The sequence below is a fragment of the Flavobacterium sp. P3_A6 genome (genome assembly GCF_056403035.1).
Window position 1 is genome coordinate 89043 of the sequence record NZ_JBFUGG010000006.1, and the last position, 20549, is coordinate 109591.

Sequence of the window (20549 nt, forward strand, 5' to 3'; positions counted from 1 at the left end):
CTGAATACTTCTTTCTGATTACTGCCATCTGAAAGCTAAAGCTTCTTTGCTTCATTCCAGAAAATATCCATCTCAGCAAGGGTCATATCCATCAAAGGCTTTCCTAGCTGATCGGCTTTGCTTTCCAGATATTGAAAACGCTTAATAAATTTTTTATTGGTTCGTTCCAATGCATCTTCGGGGTTGATGTTCAAAAAACGGGCATAGTTTATCATTGAGAATAAAACATCTCCAAATTCGGATTCTATTTTATCTTGGTCACCAATTGCAACTTCAACTTGCAGTTCCTGCAATTCCTCTAGGACTTTATCCCAAACCTGATGCGGTTCTTCCCAATCAAATCCCACTCCTTTTACTTTATCCTGAATTCTGCTGGCTTTTACAAGTGCCGGCAAGCTTCGAGGAACTCCTTCTAAAACAGATTTTTTTCCTTCTTTTAATTTTAATTTTTCCCAATTCTGTTTTACTTCTTCTTCATCTTTAACCAAAACATCTCCGTAAATATGAGGATGTCTGTGAATGAGTTTTTCACAAATATCATTACACACATCCGCTATATCAAAATCATTCGTTTCACTGCCAATTTTTGCATAAAAAACAATATGCAGCAGCAAATCTCCTAATTCCTTTTTTACTTCGTTTAAATCATTGTCTAATATGGCGTCTCCTAATTCATAAGTTTCTTCAATAGTAAGATGACGAAGAGTTTGCAGAGTCTGTTTTTTATCCCAAGGGCATTTTTCCCGTAATTCGTCCATGATATTCAATAATCGTTCGAAGGCTTGGAGTTGATTTTGTTTTGGATTCATGGTATTTTGCTTTTTTGTAAAAATAAGAAATCCTGTCAGGAAAACATCATGACAGGATTTTTTTTAATAAATTAGTAAATAGCTTTTGGCTAATCACTATTCACTAGAAACTAATTACTCTTTTTTAGCTTTAGCTTTTTTGGCTGGTGCTTTTACTTTTTCAGCAACAACTACTTCTTCTTTCGCAGGAGTTGCTTCTTCTTCAACAACAGCTGGAGCTTCATCTGCTAATAATCCTTTTGCTTGAAGCGTATTGTACCAATTTACTATCTTTTTCACATCAGATGCATACACTCTTTCTTCATCATATTCCGGCAATACTTCTCTAAAGTAAGACAATAAAGCTGCGTTATCTTCTTTGTGTGAAATCGTTTGCCCTTTATTTTCTTTTTTAGCAATGTTCTGCATAATTTCAGCCAAAGGTTTTTCGCCTTCATATGTATAAATCGAAATTTCAGACAATAGGCTTACATTGCTTTTCAAACTTACCGTTACTTTTTTTCCATCCAATAATGACTCAGCAACAAAACCTGTACGTGTCTGTACTTTTAAAACATATAAACCTGGTTTTCCTGAAATGGATAATATTTTCTCTAAACTCATTTTGTTCTTATTACTTATTTTTTATTTTTCCTCATCTCAATTCTCTCCATACCAGCGATAGCAAACTGCCAAAGCAAGAGAGAAAAGCATTTTTATTATCTTCCCTTTTTGGCAAAAAACTTCATTCTGTAATCTTGAAATGTTTTTCCTTCGGTAATGTTTTTTAATTTATTCTGAATCAGGCGTTTTTTCAAAGATGATATTTTATCTGTAAATAAAATCCCCTCAATATGATCGTACTCATGCTGAATCACTCTAGCAATCAAACCGTCAAAAACTTCTGTTTTCATAACAAAGTCTTCTTCACAATATTCAATCGTAACTGTCGGTTTTCTGTATACGTCTTCACGTACATCCGGAATACTTAAACAGCCCTCATTAAAAGCCCATTCATCACCTTCCTCTTTTATTATTTTGGCATTTATAAAAGTCTTTTTGAAGCCTTTCAATTTTTTTTGTTCATTAGCTTCTAAATCATCGTCTTCACCAAATGGAGTTGTATCGATAATAAATAAACGTATTGCCAATCCCACTTGTTCTGCTGCTAAACCTACACCACTTGCAATATACATGGTTTCATACATGTTTGCAATAATTTCTTTCAGATTTGGATAATCTGGAGTCAGCTCCTCCCCTACTTTTCTTAAAACAGGGTCGCCATATCCTATAATTGGTAATATCATTTGATCAATTTTTTATTAATATCTTGCCTAAATATAGGAAAAAATACACTTAATTTAGGCTGACAAAAGTAGTAAAAAAAAAATAGAGAACAATTTATCTCTTTATAATAATTAGCTTTTTTTGTAATATTACACTACGCTAGATTAAATAAAAATGCACAAAGAAGTTTATAACGTACCTTTGTATCAAATTAAATTACATGATTACCAAAATAGAAAGATTCACCGACAGCACCTATTTTACAAACGCACTAAAAGCTACAATATCTGCGGTGATTCCTGTATTAATCTGTACTTATTTTGATCATTTTGAAATAGGTTTTACTATTGCTCTCGGAACTTTTTTGACGTATCCATCCGATATACCAAGCAGTTTAAAACATAAAATAAACGGAATTATTGTTACCGCTTTTTTGGTAGCAGGAGTCAATTTATTAATCAATCTTATCTATCCTTTCCCTTTTATTTTTTATCTTTTTTTCCCCATATTGATATTTATTTTAGCAATGCTGTCTGTATATGGGCAAAGGGCTACATTTACATCATTTTCGGCATTATTATCTGCATCATTATCATTTGCACATATGCATACCGGATTAGAAATGATTCAGTATTCCGGCTTAATACTTGCAGGAGGATTATTTTACTTATTTATCTCATTGCTTTTTCATTACATAAGACCATACCGCTATGCCGAATTACAAGTTGCAGAATGCATTAAATTAACATCCAAATACCTAAAATTAAGAGGAGATTTATGGAACAGCATTGCTGACAGAAAAGTGATACTTGAAAAACAATTGCATCTGCAGGTCGAACTCAATGACATTCATCATAATATTCGAAGAGTACTTATCGGAAAACAGATTAATTCTGTTTCTTCCAATCAAAATCGAAAAATGCTTATCGTATTTGTTTCTTTGGTAGAAATATTGGAATTAGCCTTATCTACTTCATTCGATCATAATAAATTACATCAAAAATTTGAAAAACACCCCAAGGTTTTGGCAACTTATCAAAACCTGGCCTATAACCTTGCCTCGACTTTAAAGCAATTATCCAAAAATATTGAGAAAAGAACAAAATATGTTCCAAAACATTTTTTATTTAAAGATCTCCAAACGCTAGAACTTGCCATCAACACATACGAAAATGAATTAGGAAAAACTGATGCTTCAGAGGGTGTTTTGATGCTAAAAACCATGCTTGAATATGCTGAAAAGCAAATAGAGAAAATAAAAATTATAGAACGTGCTTTTACATCAGTAACCAACAATTATGATTTTAAGGGAAAAGACAAAGATTTAGAGAAATTTTTAACTCCTCAATATTATCCTATAAGCACTTTTATTGAAAATATCAGTTTTTCATCAACAATATTCAGACATTCGTTACGATTGACTGTCGCGATTATTTTAGGAGGATTAGCTGGTAAATTTCTTCCTTTTCAAAATGTGTATTGGATTCTGATGACGATTATCATAATCATGAGACCGGGTTATGGACTGACCAAACAACGATCCATACAGCGTGTCATTGGAACGGTTATTGGCGGTATAATCGCATTCAGCATTTTATCCATAATACCAAACCATTTAATATTAAGCATTTTAGCAATCCTTTCGATGCTGCTTGGTTTTTCATTCGCACAGACCAATTATACAGTGAGCGCTACTTTTGTAACCATGTATATTGTATTTATATACGGCATATTGACTCCTGATTATCTGGATGTTATCCAGTTTAGAATAGTTGACACATTAACGGGAGCGCTATTAGCTTATTTTGCCAATCATTTTTTATGGCCTTCTTGGGAATATATCAAAGCGCCTGAATACTTAGAAAAATCGATTATCGCAAACAGAGATTATTTAAAAGAAATTTTTACTTATTACACCAAAAAAGGTGAAGTTACTACCTCATACCGCTTGGCCAGAAAAAATGCTTTTATTGAAATTGGGAATCTTATGGCTTCGTTCCAAAGAATGTCACAGGAACCAAAATCGAAACAAAAAAATATCGTATTGCTCTACAAATTAACAGAACTCAACCATTCTTTACTTTCATCGACAGCTTCATTAGGAACTTATACTCAATCACATAAAACCACACCTTCATCAAGAGCGCTTACAATTGTGGTCGAAAAAGTTCTTAAAAATCTTGAACAATCAATTGCGCTTTTAGAAAAAGAAATCATTCCTGATTCTAATGAAATCACTAATGAAGAACTCGCTAATCGATTTATCGAATTGAAAAACATTCGTCAGAATGAATTAAAAGAAAGAAATGAAATAGATGAAGAAGCTTTTGCTTTAAAAATGCAGGAAGCGCAATTGGTGATAGAACAATTAATTTGGCTAAACAATCTTTCAGAAGGGATTTTAAAAAACACCAAAAAACTAATGGAGGATTGAACAAAAACAGAATGACAGCTTTTGGGTTTCTGCTATTCAAATCCAAAAGCTGTCATTATGTATTTATTGGTACGAATTGTTCCTTACTGCAAATTCATTGCAAGTATGCCAAATCTTTATCTTTAGCCCCGATAGAAGTGGAAATCCTTTTTATTTTTTTCTTTAAAAATAAAAAGATTGCAACGAATAGCGGGAATCCTATTTCAAAAAATGCCTTATGTTTGCTTCCAAAAAAGCTATTGAAATAGACCTTAATTTAATTTCAAAACTTCAGCCGTATTGTTTCTAATAGCTGCCAGTAACTCTGGATTTTCATTCAAAGCCTGACCAAAAGAAGGTATCATAGCTTTCACTTTTTCCTGCCATTCTGAAGAATTAAACTGCTCCGGAAAACATTTGCTTACCAGCTCAACCATAATAGAAACCGCGGTTGAGGCTCCAGGAGAAGCTCCTAACAAAACCGCTAACGTTCCATCGTTTGTATTGATGATTTCTGTACCAAACTCTAATTTCCCAATTAGTTCTTCATCTCTTTTAATAACCTGAACTCTTTGCCCGGCTCTTTCCAGTTTCCAATCTTTGGTTCTGGCATTAGGAACGTATTCGCGCAAAGCATTGATTCTGTCTTTTGGAGACTGACGCACTTGCTCAATTAAATATTTGGTAAGCGGAATGTTTTTATACCCGGCAACAATCATCGGAATTACATTGTCTGGCTTTATAGACAAAGGCAAATCTGAATAAGATCCGTTTTTTAAGAAACGGGTAGAAAATCCTGCAAATGGGCCAAAAAGCAATGCTCTTTCTCCATCAATCATTCTGGTATCTACGTGAGGAACTGACATTGGCGGCGCACCAACACTCGCTTTTCCATATACTTTAGCCTGGTGTTTTGCGATTACTTCGGGATTTGTACATTTCAGCCATTGACCGCTAACAGGGAAACCTCCGTATCCTTTTCCTTCGGGCACATTTGCTTTCTCTAATAATGGCAATGAACCTCCTCCAGCACCAATGAAAACAAATTTGGTGTAAACTTTTTTCTTTTGATTTGAAGCTAAATCTGTGATTCTTATCCTCCAAGATTTATCTTCTCTCTGTTTTAATTTTTTAACTTCATGGCTGTAGTGAATAGCCACATTATCCAACTTTGTCAAATAGGCCAGCATATTTCTGGTCAATGTTCCAAAATTCACATCGGTACCAATTTTCATTGAAGTTGCTGCTACTTTTTCTTCTAAATTTCTGCCTTCCATTACTAAGGGCATCCATTTTTGAAGTTCGGAAATATCAGTACTAAAAATCATTTCAGCAAAAAGAGGATTTGACTGCAAAACTTGAAACCTATTTTTTAGAAAGTCAACATTTTTATCCCCCCATACGAAACTTATATGAGGAATACTTTTTATAAAATCTTCTGGAGATGTAAGTTTTCCGTCTTTGACCAAATAAGACCAAAATTGTCTGGAAACCTCAAATTGTTCAGCAATACTTATCGCTTTATTTGGATTTATTGTTCCATCTGCACTTTCAGGAGTATAATTTAACTCACAAAAAGCCGAATGTCCTGTTCCTGCATTATTCCAAGCATCAGAACTTTCTGCTGCTGCAACATCTAATCTTTCGTAAATATCAATCTTTAAATCAGGCTGTAATTCTTTTAAAATTAAACCTAGAGTAGCACTCATAATTCCTGCACCAATTAAAACTACATCTGAATTGGATCGTATTGTTGTATCGGACATTTTTGTGTTTTTTTAAGAAGTTGCAAAATTAGCTCTAAAAATCACAAAAAAAAATTATTTTTCAGTTACAAAACATTTAAAAACCATAACGGTTTGTTAAATTAATCATACTACTTCCGATTCAAATAATCCTGAAGCATAATAGTTGCCGAAATTTCATCGATAAGCGCTTTATTTTGGCGCTGTTTTTTATTGAGTCCGCTGTCAATCATGGTTTGAAAAGCCATTTTGGAAGTAAAACGCTCATCAACCCGAATGACTTTCATATCTGGAAAATGATTGGTAAAATGCGTTACAAAACCTTTGATTATCGAAGCGCTTTGAGAAGGCTCACCATTCATTTGCTTGGGTTCGCCAATAAGCACGACCTCAACTTTTTCTTTGGCAAAATAATCTTTTAAAAAACCTATCGCATCTGCAGAAGGAATGGTCGTCAGACCTGATGCAATAATTTGTAATTCATCGGTAACAGCTATTCCTGTTCGTTTTTGTCCGTAATCTATGGAGAGTATTCTTGGCATTTATTTTCGATTATTTTACAAATGTACGCAAGAAAAAAACAATAGATAAATTTTAAAAAGTGACATCTTGAGAATTCAACTATGTTATTGAAAATTAAAAAACATATATTGAACAAAAGAAGCAAAAATGTTAGTTTGTATGAACGAGGTTGTTTTCAAAAAAATAACCATTTATCTTTGCCAAAAAATTCTACAAAAATGAACGAATTACAATCCATAATAGAACAAGCTTGGGAAAACCGTGCTTTACTACAAGAAACAAAAACTACTGAGGCTATCAGAGAAGTTATTGAATTATTAGATTCAGGAAAATTGCGTGTTGCGGAACCAAAAGGTGACGGATGGCAAGTAAACGAATGGGTAAAGAAAGCCGTTGTAATGTATTTCCCAATTCAGAAAATGGAAACATTAGAAGCTGGAATCTTTGAATATAACGACAAAATGTTATTAAAAAGAGACTATGCTGAAAAAGGTGTTCGCGTAGTTCCTGGAGCTTCTGCCCGATATGGTTCTTATATCTCTAGTGGTGTAATTATGATGCCTAGTTATGTAAACATCGGTGCTTATGTTGATGCTGGAACAATGGTAGACACATGGGCAACTGTTGGTAGCTGTGCTCAAATTGGTAAAGACGTACACTTAAGCGGTGGTGTTGGAATTGGTGGTGTTCTTGAACCATTACAAGCTGCACCAGTTATCATCGAAGACGGTGTTTTCGTTGGATCAAGATGTATTGTTGTTGAAGGTGTTCACGTAGGTAAAGAAGCTGTTCTTGGAGCTAACGTTTGTTTGACTGCTTCTACTAAAATTATTGATGTTACTGGAGAAACTCCTGTTGAAATGAAAGGTTTTGTTCCAGCACGTTCAGTGGTTATTCCAGGAAGCTATACTAAAAAGTTTGCTGCTGGTGAATTCCAAGTTCCATGTGCATTGATTATTGGAACACGCAAGCCCTCAACTGATTTGAAAACATCATTAAATAATGCTTTACGCGAATATGATGTAGCGGTATAAATTCTAAATACCTAATATTTTAAATTCCAAATTCCAATTGATAATCCGATTGAAATTTGGAATTTTTTATTTATAATAAAATCAAATTTTTGATTTCAAAAGCAAAGAAAACTACCCTTTATTTTCCTTCTGAATTTTAATTAGTTTAGAATATTTCATATACGAAAAGAAGCCTTGAACCATAGAAATAGTCAATCCGTCCAGCCCATTCAAAAACCCTTTCTTAAAAAAATAACAACGTACAAATGCAACTGTTCCATTAAGAATTGGCTTATACCTTGACACTCTAACACCTTGATCAAAAATCTGCTGCGCATGCCAAGCTGAATATTGATTTTTTTTGGAAATAATTTGTTCCAAAGATTCCCAGCCATAATGCAATATATGAACGGCAATTTTCTTCTCATTGGCAGCAACCATCGTTTGATGCACTTTTGAATCAGATGGTTTTACTAACTTTTTATTAAAAAAACGCACTTTATAATCTGGATACCAACCTGCAAAATCAATTAATTTATTACCTAAAAAGTTTTTTACTCTAAAACTAAAAACATCATAATTTCCTTTTAGATATTTCTCTTTTAAAATAAAATCTTCAGCATCAGTGTCCAAAAACTCATCAGCATCCAGATTAAGAACCCAGTCGTTTTTACAAAAAAGCAAACCATGAGTACGTTGATGACCATCTCCTAAAAAGGGCTGTTCAATTACAACTGCTCCTTTCGCTTTAGCTATCTCAACCGTTCTATCTTTACTCAAAGAATCGACTATAATTACTTCGTCACAAACTCTAAAAAGTGCTTCAATGCACTTTCCAATCATTTTTTCTTCGTTAAAAGTAATAATCAAACCACTTATTGCCATTCTATTATTTGTTCTCTTAAAATATTCTTTTTAAAACTAAAAACTATCTTTATTATTGTCTTATGTCATTAAAGTTATTGCTGCTTAAACACTCCTTAGCAATAACATCCTTATCTTCGACTCAACATCTCACTCTAATAATCTGAAATAAAAAAACGCTTTGTTATTGGACTCAAATTCATTCTTTAGGTTTAATGCCGTATTGTTATTTAACAAAACCTTAACAACTAATTTGAAATAACATATAACATTACCATCCATTTCTAATTTCAACATCAAACTAAAAAAACCAAATCCCAATTGTAAACTATTGGGATTTGGTTTTTTATTTAAAACTTTTTATTAGGATAAAAGAGAGACCTATAAAACTAAAAACTTATTTTTTATTTTTAATCTGAATTTTAATGAGTTTAGCATATTTCAAATAGGAGAAAAAAGATTGAACCATCGAAATGGTTAATCCGTCAATTCCATTCAGAAAACCTTTTTTGAAAAAATAACATCGTATAAATGCAACTGTTCCATTAAGGATGGGCTTATATCCTGACACCCTTAAACCTTTATCATAAAGTTGTTGTGCGTTCCATGTCGAATACAAATTCTTTTTAGCAATAAATTGATTCAGATCTTTCCATGCATAATGATGGATATGAACATTTACTTTTGCTTTCTTAAGTCCGAAAACTTTTTGATGAACCATATCTTGTGATGGTGATGCTGTTTTTTTATTAAAAAAACGAGACGTTCTATCAGGATACCAACCAGAAAAATTGATTAGTTTATCATCCATATAATTATACAATCTGAAAGCATAAACATCATAATCGTCCTTTTCATACTTTCCTGACAAAATAAACTCCTCCGCATCGGTTGCTAAAATCTCATCAGCATCTAAGTTTAGAATCCAGTCATTTTTACAATAATCAAGCCCAAAAATTCTCTGAGGCCCATCACCCAAAAAAGCTTGCGAAATAACTTTAGCCCCTTTTTCTTGGACAATTTGAACTGTATTATCAGAACTTAGTGAATCTATAACAATTATTTCATCGCACACTCTATAAAGAGCATCTATACATTTCCCTATATGTTTCTCTTCATTATAAGTTATAACTAATCCACTAATTTTCATAATATCTTTTAAAACAATTTAAGCTTTCCTATTTTCAATTTTAATCTAAATCTAAACAAATTATCTTCTCCTTTTATATCTATCCTCTTTACTAAATAGTTATTTTTAAATGGAAAATCATTCACTCTGTTCCCAATTCGCAAACCATATTTTATGCCATTGTCACGCATTATTTTTTCAAAAACAGTAAACTCAGTATTTGATTTAGGATAATTACCAAAAGGATACGCTAAAACAGGTTTTATATCCAATTGATTCTCTTTAATAAAAGCATTGCATTTTACGAAATCAAGTTCCAGTTCTTCTTTAGGCAATGCCTCATATCGTTTATGCTCAAATGAATGATAGCCTAACTCTATAAGATTGCTATCTAATTTCTTTAATTGCTCTACACTCATTATTTTTTCTTTTCCCTCAATCCAATAATCGAAATTTCCAACGAAAGAGAATGGTATAAAAAAAGAAGCTTTTAATTGGTATTTTTCAAGTAAAGGCACCGCATATATAAGCTGGCACTCGGTAACATCATCAAAAGTAAGAATGACACTTTTTTTGGGTAATTCGTTTAAATTTTCTAAATCCTTAAAATGAAATGTTTTGTAATCATTATCATGCAAGAATTTAAATTGCGACTCTAGCTTTGATATGGAAATACTTAAATCTAAAGACTTAGAGTCATCTTCAACAACATTATGGTACATTAAAATGGGCAACTTAGACATTTAGTTTTTTTTTTGTAGTTTTGCTGAATCCCCAAAAGTAATTTTTTTTTTAGTAATTAACCTTAATCTATAATGAAGTTTTTAGTAATTCAACAAAAAAGAGTTGGAGACGTATTGACTAGTACAATCATCTGCAACAATTTGAAAAAAAAGTATCCTAATTCTACAATAGATTTCATGTGTTACCCAAATTGTGTTGATGTACTAATTGGAAACCCAAACATTGATAATGTAATTGTTTTGTCCCATAAAGTCAGAAAAAATTATTTTTCCCTATTTAAATTTATTTTTGAAATTAGAGCCAAGAAATATGATGCTGTAATTGATGTTTATAACAAATTAGAAACAAATTTAATCACCTTATTCTCAGGTGCCAATACAAAGATAGCCTATCATAAATGGTACACTGCTTCATTTTACACCCATAATTTAGAACGTTTTGACAATACAAAAGATACTAATTATGGTTTTGCAATTGAAAATCGTCTTTTATTATTGGATCCACTAAACCTAGATAAAAGCACAATAGATCCTTTTCCAAAATTATTTGTTAGCCCAAAAGAAAATGTGGATACAATTTCTCTTTTTGAACAACACAAAATAGATAAAAATAAAAAAATCATAATGATTAGCTTACTGGGAAGTGAGCAAAGCAAAACTTATCCATTAGAATATATGGCTAAAGTAGTTGAATACGCTGCAAACCATAAAGACGTAACAATACTTTTCAATTATTTTGAAAATCAAATAGAAGATGCCAAGAAAATATACAATTCTTGCTCAAAAAATACCCAAGAAAAAATACATTTTGATTTATTGGGTAGCGATTTAAGATCATTTATTGCCATAATGGATGGATGTGATGTAATTATAGGAAATGATGGCGGTGCAATTAATATGGCTAAAGCATTAAACAAACCTTCATTTACGATTTTCTCTCCTTTTATAGAAAAGAAAAATTGGGCCACTTTTGAGGACGGATTCAAAAACATATCTGTCCATCTTAATGATTACAAACCCGATTTAATTACGAATCTACATCATGATGAAATAAAGAAAAATGCATCTTTGTTATACCAACAATTTACACCTGAATTATTTAAAGACAAAATTGAGTTTTTTATGGATCAAAACTTATAAGCAATTTAGTTTTTATTGAATTCTTTTTTTAATAATTAATAAAAAAACATTGTTTCTATTTTTCTTTTATTCAAACCTATTAAAATCATAGCAAAAAACAGTTTCATCGTATATGGACATTTCAATAATTATAGTTAATTACCGTAGTTGGAAGCCATTACTTAACTGTTTAGAATCATTACTTTTAATAGATAAAACAAAAATAAATTTTGAAGTAATCGTTGTTGATAATTTCTCGAATGACGGAGAATTTGATATTTTTCAAAATAAATTTGAAGACTTTATTTTCATCAAAAACAATATTAATTCTGGTTTTGCGAATGGATGCAATCTAGGTTCAAGAGAAGCCAAAGGATATTACTTTTTATTTCTGAATCCAGACACCATAATTTCACCCGAAGCTCTTAACACACTTTATACAACTTACAAAAACCATTCAGAAATAGGAATATTATCTTGTCTACAGGTTGACAGAAAAAATCGTTTTTTTTATCAAAAAAACATTTTCCCATCACTAATGCATATTTTTGGGATAAGCAGGTTTTTTTACAGAAAAATAATTAAAAAAAGAATAGACACTATTTTCAACACCAAAACAGATTTATTTTATCCTGACTGGGTTACAGGAGCAGTAATTTTTATAAGTAAAGATTGGTTTAAAAAAGTGAATGGTTGGAACGAAGATTATTGGCTCTACTTTGAAGATGTAGAAATTTGCAGAAAAATAACTCAGAATAATGGTAAAATTGCCGTGACAAAAAACACAATTATTTTACATGAACACGGTGGCTCTTCAAGAAACGATTTTGAAACAGAACATATTAGCAAAACAGAAGTAATCATTTCAAAACATGTATATATAAACAATAATTTCAATCCATTAACCAAAGCATTAGCACATGTGCTTTTGATAGTCTTTATACTTATAGAAAAAACTTTTTTATCTCTTTTAAGCTTATTTTTGTTTTTTAATTTGAAATTGAAAACAAATAGATATATCCTCAAAAATCTTTGTTTCTATTACTTTAATGCTATACAGAAACAAACATGTTTAAGTAAAAGATCCGTAAACTATAAGAAATAATTTTGCCTTTATGAAAAATCGCAATACTGAAAAATTGTCTGTATTAATCATAACTTTAAATGAGGAAGAACATTTAAAATCGCTATTATCAGATTTAGATTTTGCAGATGAAATAGTAATTGTAGATTCGTTTAGTACAGATGGAACAGAAATTATTTCAAAATCTTTTCCTAAAGTAAAGTTTACGCAAAATAAATTTGAAAATTTTTCGGCACAAAGAAATTTTGCAATCTCACAAGCTAAAAATGACTGGATACTATTTCTAGACGCCGACGAGGTTTTGACGCCTGAATTAAAGCAAGAAATCATAGAAACACTGAAGAACAATCAAACCTATACAGCTTATTTTTTTGAAAGAATTTTTATGTTTGAAGATACTGTTTTAAAATATAGCGGTAATCAAACGGATAAAATATTTCGCCTTTTCGATAAAAAATCAGCAAGATATGATGATAAAAGACTGGTTCACGAAAAACTAATCGTTAATGGTGAAATTGGATTTTTAAAAAACAAACTAATTCACTATTCCTATTCGAGTTATGATGACTATAAAGAAAAAATTATTTTTTATGGCAGATTTAAAGCTCAGGAAAAGTTTATAAAAAAAGTAAAACCAACCTTTTTACATCAATTTTTCCATCCCATTTATAATTTTATTTACAACTATTTCATCAGATTAGGAATCCTTGATGGCAAAAAAGGAATAATTATTTGTTACCTAAATGCTTATTCTATTGTTGTTCGATACAAAGAATTAAAAAAACTATGGAAACAAAACGGAAATCTTACTTCCAAAACTTAAGTTTCTTTTTCAATCTTTTCTTTCTTTGAAATTTTTCTTGAAAATTTGATGTCAAATTCCAAAGTGTCTCAAATATCAAATCCTCAGGCTCGCCTGATGCTTTTGCATATTCATTACTCATTACCTCGACCATTTCCTTTACAGGAGTTAATCGTCGTAGATTATTCATTCGCTGTTCAAACGACATCTTTTCATGAAAATTCATTCTGTTTAAATCCACCAAAAAGAATTCATATTCTCCTTCGGCACTCTTTTTAATTAATGTATTTCCTGGCGAATGATCCTTGAATTCAATTCCTTTTTGATGCAAAGAATAAGAAAAACGGGTGAACTGGCGCAGAATATTCTCATGATCAGGATAATCCGGAATTTCAACCAATTCTCTATAAGTCAGGTCACATTGAAGGTGTTCGCTGGCATAATAACTATCTTTCAATCCTAACCAATTGTAATTTTCAAGATAAGCAATAGGTTGTGGCGTCCCAATTCCTTTTTCCAATAAAAGAGTGGCATATTCGAAAGAACGTCTGGCTTTAGATTTTCTAAAATACTTGTATGCTATTTTATTAACTAAATTAGGAATCTTAAAGGATTTAATATTTATCGTCTTCCCTTCTAATTCAAATAATTTAATAATGTTTCTTTCTCCATCGCCGAAGAGTGTTCCTGATGATTTGAAATTTTTAATAAAGTTTGACAAATTCGATTGAGAATTCTGAAATTTGGAATTAATATGTACATTCATCAATAGAAATAATTTTCGACAAAAGTATGTATTGCTTTTTGTTTTTCCAATTTAAGCAATACATTTACGCAAATTTGTGAAAATTTATGAAAAAAACCGTATTCCTCGAAACCCATAATATTAAGAATAGAGCATCCGGATTAGGAACTTTTAATTATGAATTAATTAAAGGGCTGTATCAATTGGAGTTAAAAAATATCGATTTGACACTTAATACTTGGAATCCGGAGTCTTTAGAAAGTGAATTTGGGGAAAAATTTAAATACAATAAATATACCCACTGGTCGAGGCACGCTATTTTTAGAAAACGAAAAAAGTATGACTTATGGCATTCTGTAAATCAAAACATTAAAGTAGAACCATATTATGCCAATAACTACTTACTTACAATACATGATGTTAATTTTGTGGAAGAAATTTCATCAGATTTAAATCATAAAATCAATAAGCTTTTTATCCAAAAATTAAAAAGAGCGACAGCAATAACGTATATATCAGAGTTCGCCAAAAAGCAAACTCATCAGTATTTTGATGTTCCGAATATTCCAGAATATATAATATACAATGGAAATCCAATTTCAAATTTATTAGACACTTCTTCATACATAACCGAGATACCTATGGATAAGCCTTTTTTTTATTCTATTGGCGATTTTCAAGAGCGCAAGAATTTTATCTCTATTGTTAATATGATGAAAATAATAAAGGACTACAATTTGATTATTTCTGGAAATAATGATAAAGAATACGGACAAGTGATAAAAAAAATGATTATCGATAACAACTTAGAAAATCAAGTTTTTTTGACTGGTAAAGTAGATGAATTGGGTAAGCAGTTTTTTATGAAAAATTGTTCAGCTTTCTTCTTTCCTTCCATAAGAGAAGGCTTCGGCTTACCTCCAATTGAAGCAATGCGTTTTGGGAAACCTGTTTTTTTGTCCGATAAAACATCTTTACCAGAAATCGGAGGGGATGCTGCATATTACTGGAATGATTTTGATGCTGACTACATGAAAAATATTGTTTTTGAAGGATTAAATAATTACGAAAACAACAAACAAATTTGTGAGCAAAAAATAATTGAGAGAGCCTTGTTTTTTGATTGGAAAAAAGCTGCTGGGGAATATTTAGATGTCTATAATAAGTGCCTATATTAAAATTACCAAATTCAGCAGTTATTAAAAATCTATCGAAACAGAAAAGCGAAATACTAAAACTTACTTTTATCAAAAAAGTATAAATCAATATTAATAATGACTCAAAAAAGATATGATGTTGCAGCGATTTTAATTAATTACAACTCAAGTACTTTTTCAAAAAACTGTATTGAAAGTATTCTTTCAAAAACAAACGATCTTTTGGATTATCAAATTATAATAATTGACAACTGTTCTGAGCAGGAAGATTATTTGAAAATTCAATTATTTGTAAACCAACTGTCTAATCCAAGAATCCAACTAATTAGAAATAATATTAATGTGGGTTTTGGAGCAGGAAATATGCTGGGTGTACATTATAGTAATGCGGAATACTTATCCTTTATAAATAATGATTCTCTTCTTGTAAATGACTGTCTGTCAATAATTATAGACGCAATGAAGAAAAATTCTGATTTTGGAATATGCGGACCGATCAACTTTAAAGAAAACGGAGATTTCCTATCTACCATTGATCATTTTGCCTCGCCTATAAAAGAAATTTTTGGAAGAAAAATTCTAGAAAAAATAAACCCTGCAAAATATCCAAACCGTAAAAAAATATATACGGCTCCTCAAAGAGCACAACTTATTTCAGGGAGTTTTATGGTTATAAAAACGGAAGATTTTAATGCTGTTGGCGGATTTGACACTAATCTTTTTTTGTACTTTGAAGAAACTGATTTATGCAAACGATTAGAAAAAAACTCAAAATATGCTTATTTAATTCCTGATGCCAAATTTATTCATTATCATGGAGCTAGCACTCCTCGCTGTATTCTTATAAAAAAAGAATTAAAAATCTCGTTACTTTATGTCATCCAAAAACATTATGGTTTTTTTGGACACAAAACCGTGATGCTTTTTCTAATTGTAAAATATTTTTTCAGCAGTATTCTTAAACCCAAAAACTGGTCATTATTTTTTTTAGTTTTAAGTGGAGCTCCTTTGTGTAAATCGTTGAAGGTTTCTCAGAAAATTTCTTCTTCAATATTTTAAATAAAAACCTACAAATGATACAACCTTGACGTACAGGTTTTGATAGACATTAACCGAGTAGGACAAAAAGGTCTAACTTTTAGAGTTTTTGAAAATATTAAATTAGAAAAAAACTAATCACTACCAATATTGATATCCAAAATTATCATTTTTACAGTCTAAGCAATATATTTKATTATTGACAAAAGAAAAGTGAACATTCCTAATTGTTTTTTCAGCAGCGAATGCAAAAAATTCATTAGGAAATTTTGAAAAAATACAATTGAAGATTGGATAATCAAGTTAATAAATTAAAATAAGTTTCTATATGAAATTATCTGTTGCATTATGTACTTATAATGGAGAAAAATATATTAAAAAGCAGTTAGACAGTATTTTTAATCAAACCATCCAAGTTGATGAAATCAACATTTGTGATGATGGCTCAAATGACAATACCATTGAAATTATTACTCAAATACAAAAAAAGTACCCATCAATAATAAATTTACATCAAAATACCAAAAATTTAGGTTGTTCTAAAAATTTTGAAAAAGCAATAAAATTGTGTCAAGGGGAGTTCATTTTTTTATCTGATCAAGATGACCTTTGGAGAAAAGATAAAATAGAAAAAACACTGACAATATTTGATCAAAATCCAGAAGCAGAAGGTGTTTTCTCTAATGCTGATTTAATTGATGAAAATGATGATCTAATTCCTTCTCTAACTATTTGGGATTCTGTATTTTTTTTAGAAAAAGAATTTCCAAAACCAATTGATTATTTCAATATAATTTCAAAAAACGGAAATATTGTAACAGGTGCAACCTTATGCATTCGAAAACAAGTAAAAGATTTCATGTTTTCTTTTACTGACAGCATAGTTTTACATGATGAAAAGATAGCTACTTTATTAATTTTAAGAGAATCTCTATATTATTCTACTGAAAATTTAATTTCCTATAGAATACATAATGAACAAAAAGTAGGAATGAAAAACATGAATAAAATCGAATCTAAAAATAATTTGAAAAGAATTATTCTTGATTTAGAAGAGCCATATACTTTTTTAGAATACAGGCATTTAATGAAAAAAAAGTATTTAAAATATCTTAACGCAAAAAAATACCAAACATTCTCAGTTTCTAAAATGGATATTAATTCTTTAATTAGTAAAAGTTTAGTTGAATATAATGACTTTAATCTTATTATAAAAAAGAAATTTTCAATTAAATACCATTTAACATCAATAATTGATAAATTGATAAACAAACGAAAACTTTAAATAAGAAAGTTTTCTACAACTTTCATAAAACAAGAATTTGTATCTTTTTTAATAATAAAACTTTTTTTTTAAAGTTATTCTTTTTACTTATTATAAGAATAGAGAAATAAGGTTTTAAAAATAAGACTACATTTGCATTTTTTCCCTAAAAAAATATTAAATATTAGCTAAACTTCAATATCTATGTGTATCCAATTTCGAATAATTTTTTTACTATTAATCAGCAATACTATACTTTCCCAAAATATCTCAGTAGGTTCTATAGATATGATTGAACAAAGAAGCAGAAACGAACAATTATTAGGCAACGGAAATCCTCTTATTTCACATACTTTAAGACCATTAGCTTTAGAACTTGCAGATACCACCCAAACAACTGAAATTGAATCCAAAAAATTCATTTCAAAAATTCTTCCAATTACATTAACGCAGCAATACAATACTTTTGCCCCTTATGGTTGGAATGATGGTTCTATGATTCCGGCCAAAGGATATCAAACATTTATCAGCGCTGGAATGTATGCACAATATGGAATTTTGAGTATGCAATTAAAACCAGAATATGTATATGCTCCCAATCCTAATTATGAAATTTTCCCTTTAACCGAATCAAGTGCTACCCGAATATCAAATGCCTATTATTTAAATTATACTGATATACCAGCTCCTTTTGGAGACAACCACTATAGTAAATTAAACTGGGGACAAAGTAACATTAAGGTTAATATAAACAAATTTTCCATTGGATTATCTACTGAGAACTTATGGTGGGGACCTGGAGTTAGGAACTCATTAATCATGAGTAATACTGCGCCAGGGTTTTTACATTTTACCTTAAATACTAGAAAACCTGTAGAAACCATAATAGGAAGCTTTGAAGGTCAAATCATCTCAGGAAAACTGGAAGGTTCGGGTTTAACCAGTCCAAAATCGCAGTTTATAATTGATGGTGTAGATTACGAAATACCTAAATCCAACGATTGGCGCTACATCAACGGTATTTCGATAAACTATCACCCTAAATGGGTGCCTGGGCTTTTTGTGGGATTGAACCGTGCTTTACAGGTATATCGCGATGATATGGGAAGCGGTTTTTCAGATTATATGCCAATTTTCACTCCATTTCAGAAAAATAATTTAAGTGGAGAAGATGCTAAAAGCAGAGATCAAGTAGCTTCTCTCTTTTTTAGATGGGCAATGAAAGAATCCAAATTCGAATTTTATGGTGAAAGCGGCTGGAACGACCATTCCTCAAATATTTGGGACTTATTTGATTCACCAGAGCATTCCAGAGCCAATCTTTTTGGATTCAATAAACTATTTATGCTTAACAAATATAAAAACAAGTATTTAAAAGTAAATTTTGAATCAACCCATTTGGAACAAAGCGCCGATCGCATTGTAAGACCTGCAGGTGCTTGGTATATGCATGGTATTATACTTCATGGATATACTAATCAAGGTCAAGTATTAGGAGCTGGAATTGGACCAGGAAGCAATTTACAAACATTAGATTTCAGTGTTTGGGAAAAGGACAAAGTATGGGGAATTCAAATTGAACGCTATGCTCATAATATGGATTTTTATTATGATGCCTATACTGACTCTTCCCAAAAATGGGTTGATTTAAGATTAAACACTTATGCATACCGTAAATTTGGCAACTTCGGTATCCAGACAAAACTTAACTTTGCCCACATGAGAAACTTTCAATATCAATACCACGATGAGAAACTCAACGTGCAATTTCAAATTTCATTACAATATCACTTATAAACTGTAAATTACTCCCATAAAAAGATTTTTTTCACTTCATTAAAAACAGCATATTATGAAATTATCTGTTGCCGTGTGTACATATAATGGAGAGAAATTCATTAAAGAACAACTAGAAAGTATTTTAAACCAAACCATTGCAATTGACGAAATAATCATTTGTGATGACGGCTCCAATGACAAAACCATTCAAATCATAGAGCTATTAAAATTAAAATATCCTAATAAAATTTCTTTATTTAAAAATCAGGTTACTTTAGGAAGTAATAAAAATTTTGAAAAAGCAATTACAATATGCTCAGGTGATTACATATTTCTAAGTGATCAAGATGATATTTGGAAAAACAATAAAGCAGAAAAAATCATTAATTGTTTTGAAACAAACCCATCACTAGAAGGCGTTTTTTCGAATGGTGATTTAATTAATGATAAAAGTGAAAACTTTACTAAAATTAGCCTTTGGAATTCCGTCTATTTTATGGAAGACCAATTAAAAAAAACAATTGATTTATTCTGCCTCATTGGATCCAATAGAAATATGGTAACTGGAGCTGCTCTTTGTTTTAAAAAAGAAGTGAAAAATTTAATTTTACCCATTCCTCACGGGAAAAAATTCTCTCATGATGAATGGATATCAATTATCATTGCTTCTCAAAATAAATTAGGCTATGTGACTGATAAATTAATTTCATACAGAATTCATTCTGAGCAGCAAATTGGCGTAAAATGCAGCTTCCAAAAAAATATAGTCAAAAAACATCTGAGATTCAGTAATTATATATTAGGGAATACTGTCCCGGAATCATATCAGGATTTCAAACAGTTAGCCAAAATTCACTACCGAAATTATTTAAAATATAAGAACGTAGCCGATAGTATTCACCATGGCTTTCATTTGGATTTTAAAGCAATTTCATTAGCTAATTTAGAGTTATTTATAAAATATAACGATTCTCAAAAAAAAGACAATCCTATTCTTTATGCTTTTAACAGCATAATAGACAAGATAAGAGGAAAAAGACAATTAAATTAAAACAAA

The 20549-nt window shown here is 30.7% G+C and carries 19 protein-coding genes; 10 read left to right on the forward strand and 9 right to left on the reverse strand.

All coding sequences use genetic code 11. From position 1 onward, the window contains the following. Window positions 1–35: 35 nt before the first annotated feature. The 3 genes from mazG to def form a co-directional block, all read right to left on the reverse strand. Window positions 36–809 carry a nucleoside triphosphate pyrophosphohydrolase gene (gene mazG / locus AC1DVP_RS08000; RefSeq protein WP_477182971.1) on the reverse strand — a complete coding sequence of 258 codons (774 nt, stop codon included), beginning with the start codon at window positions 807–809 and terminating at the stop codon, window positions 36–38. A gap of 114 nt (window positions 810–923) precedes the next feature. Continuing rightward, complete coding sequence (locus tag AC1DVP_RS08005; RefSeq protein ID WP_477182972.1) at window positions 924–1412, reverse strand: DUF5606 family protein; 489 nt, start codon at window positions 1410–1412, stop codon at window positions 924–926. 95 nt (window positions 1413–1507) lie between these two features. After that, the gene (gene def, locus AC1DVP_RS08010; RefSeq protein WP_100430014.1) at window positions 1508–2095 is read right to left on the reverse strand and encodes a peptide deformylase; all 588 of its coding nucleotides are present in this window, start codon (window positions 2093–2095) and stop codon (window positions 1508–1510) included. 200 nt (window positions 2096–2295) lie between these two features. Here def and AC1DVP_RS08015 point away from each other — a divergent pair, with 200 nt between their 5' ends. After that, complete coding sequence (locus tag AC1DVP_RS08015; RefSeq protein ID WP_477182973.1) at window positions 2296–4509, forward strand: FUSC family protein; 2214 nt, start codon at window positions 2296–2298, stop codon at window positions 4507–4509. 251 nt (window positions 4510–4760) lie between these two features. Here the strand turns inward: AC1DVP_RS08015 and AC1DVP_RS08020 are convergent, their stop codons facing one another. Together AC1DVP_RS08020 and ruvX are read right to left on the reverse strand one after the other, a co-directional pair. Beyond that, window positions 4761–6254: a malate:quinone oxidoreductase gene (locus tag AC1DVP_RS08020; protein WP_477182974.1), complete on the reverse strand. Its 1494-nt coding sequence runs from the start codon at window positions 6252–6254 to the stop codon at window positions 4761–4763. A 110-nt stretch (window positions 6255–6364) separates the two neighbouring features. Further along, entirely contained in the window at window positions 6365–6775 is a 411-nt protein-coding gene (gene ruvX, locus AC1DVP_RS08025; protein WP_477182975.1) for a Holliday junction resolvase RuvX, read from the reverse strand. 198 nt (window positions 6776–6973) lie between these two features. Between ruvX and AC1DVP_RS08030 the strand changes: the two genes are divergently transcribed. Continuing rightward, complete coding sequence (locus tag AC1DVP_RS08030) at window positions 6974–7789, forward strand: 2,3,4,5-tetrahydropyridine-2,6-dicarboxylate N-succinyltransferase (RefSeq protein ID WP_477182976.1); 816 nt, start codon at window positions 6974–6976, stop codon at window positions 7787–7789. Window positions 7790–7900: 111 nt separating this feature from the next. Here AC1DVP_RS08030 and AC1DVP_RS08035 read toward each other — a convergent pair whose 3' ends face one another. The 3 genes from AC1DVP_RS08035 to AC1DVP_RS08045 all read right to left on the reverse strand — a co-directional run bounded on the left by AC1DVP_RS08035 (window position 7901) and on the right by AC1DVP_RS08045 (window position 10483). Beyond that, window positions 7901–8653, reverse strand: coding sequence for a glycosyltransferase family 2 protein (locus AC1DVP_RS08035; RefSeq protein WP_477182977.1), 753 nt, complete (start codon window positions 8651–8653; stop codon window positions 7901–7903). A gap of 376 nt (window positions 8654–9029) precedes the next feature. Further along, window positions 9030–9782 (reverse strand): glycosyltransferase family 2 protein, encoded by a 753-nt coding sequence (locus AC1DVP_RS08040; protein ID WP_477182978.1) that lies wholly within the window; start codon window positions 9780–9782, stop codon window positions 9030–9032. Window positions 9783–9790: 8 nt separating this feature from the next. Beyond that, window positions 9791–10483, reverse strand: a complete 693-nt coding sequence (locus AC1DVP_RS08045) for a polysaccharide deacetylase family protein (RefSeq protein WP_477182979.1) — start codon at window positions 10481–10483, stop codon at window positions 9791–9793. Between the two features lie 93 nt (window positions 10484–10576). Here AC1DVP_RS08045 and AC1DVP_RS08050 point away from each other — a divergent pair, with 93 nt between their 5' ends. From AC1DVP_RS08050 to AC1DVP_RS08060, 3 genes are all read left to right on the forward strand, one after another. Then, the gene (locus AC1DVP_RS08050; RefSeq protein ID WP_477182980.1) at window positions 10577–11644 is read left to right on the forward strand and encodes a glycosyltransferase family 9 protein; all 1068 of its coding nucleotides are present in this window, start codon (window positions 10577–10579) and stop codon (window positions 11642–11644) included. Window positions 11645–11756: 112 nt separating this feature from the next. Further along, complete coding sequence (locus tag AC1DVP_RS08055; RefSeq protein ID WP_477182981.1) at window positions 11757–12728, forward strand: glycosyltransferase family 2 protein; 972 nt, start codon at window positions 11757–11759, stop codon at window positions 12726–12728. Window positions 12729–12738: 10 nt separating this feature from the next. Continuing rightward, window positions 12739–13530, forward strand: a complete 792-nt coding sequence (locus tag AC1DVP_RS08060; RefSeq protein ID WP_477182982.1) for a glycosyltransferase family 2 protein — start codon at window positions 12739–12741, stop codon at window positions 13528–13530. Here AC1DVP_RS08060 and AC1DVP_RS08065 read toward each other — a convergent pair. Then, entirely contained in the window at window positions 13514–14275 is a 762-nt protein-coding gene (locus AC1DVP_RS08065; protein WP_477182983.1) for a lipopolysaccharide kinase InaA family protein, read from the reverse strand. The genes AC1DVP_RS08060 and AC1DVP_RS08065 overlap by 17 nt on opposite strands. Before the next feature lie 86 nt (window positions 14276–14361). On the opposite strand from AC1DVP_RS08065, the gene AC1DVP_RS08070 reads away from it, so the two are divergent. The 5 genes from AC1DVP_RS08070 (at window position 14362) to AC1DVP_RS08090 (ending at window position 20543) form a co-directional block, all read left to right on the forward strand. Further along, window positions 14362–15432 (forward strand): glycosyltransferase family 4 protein, encoded by a 1071-nt coding sequence (locus tag AC1DVP_RS08070; RefSeq protein WP_477182984.1) that lies wholly within the window; start codon window positions 14362–14364, stop codon window positions 15430–15432. Between the two features lie 96 nt (window positions 15433–15528). Continuing rightward, complete coding sequence (locus tag AC1DVP_RS08075; protein ID WP_477182985.1) at window positions 15529–16470, forward strand: glycosyltransferase family 2 protein; 942 nt, start codon at window positions 15529–15531, stop codon at window positions 16468–16470. Between the two features lie 307 nt (window positions 16471–16777). Further along, window positions 16778–17734, forward strand: a complete 957-nt coding sequence (locus AC1DVP_RS08080; RefSeq protein ID WP_477182986.1) for a glycosyltransferase — start codon at window positions 16778–16780, stop codon at window positions 17732–17734. 183 nt (window positions 17735–17917) lie between these two features. Continuing rightward, the gene (locus AC1DVP_RS08085) at window positions 17918–19510 is read left to right on the forward strand and encodes a capsule assembly Wzi family protein (protein WP_477182987.1); all 1593 of its coding nucleotides are present in this window, start codon (window positions 17918–17920) and stop codon (window positions 19508–19510) included. Between the two features lie 55 nt (window positions 19511–19565). Beyond that, on the forward strand, window positions 19566–20543 hold the full coding sequence (locus AC1DVP_RS08090; RefSeq protein WP_477182988.1) for a glycosyltransferase: 978 nt from the start codon (window positions 19566–19568) through the stop codon (window positions 20541–20543). Window positions 20544–20549: the final 6 nt, after the last annotated feature.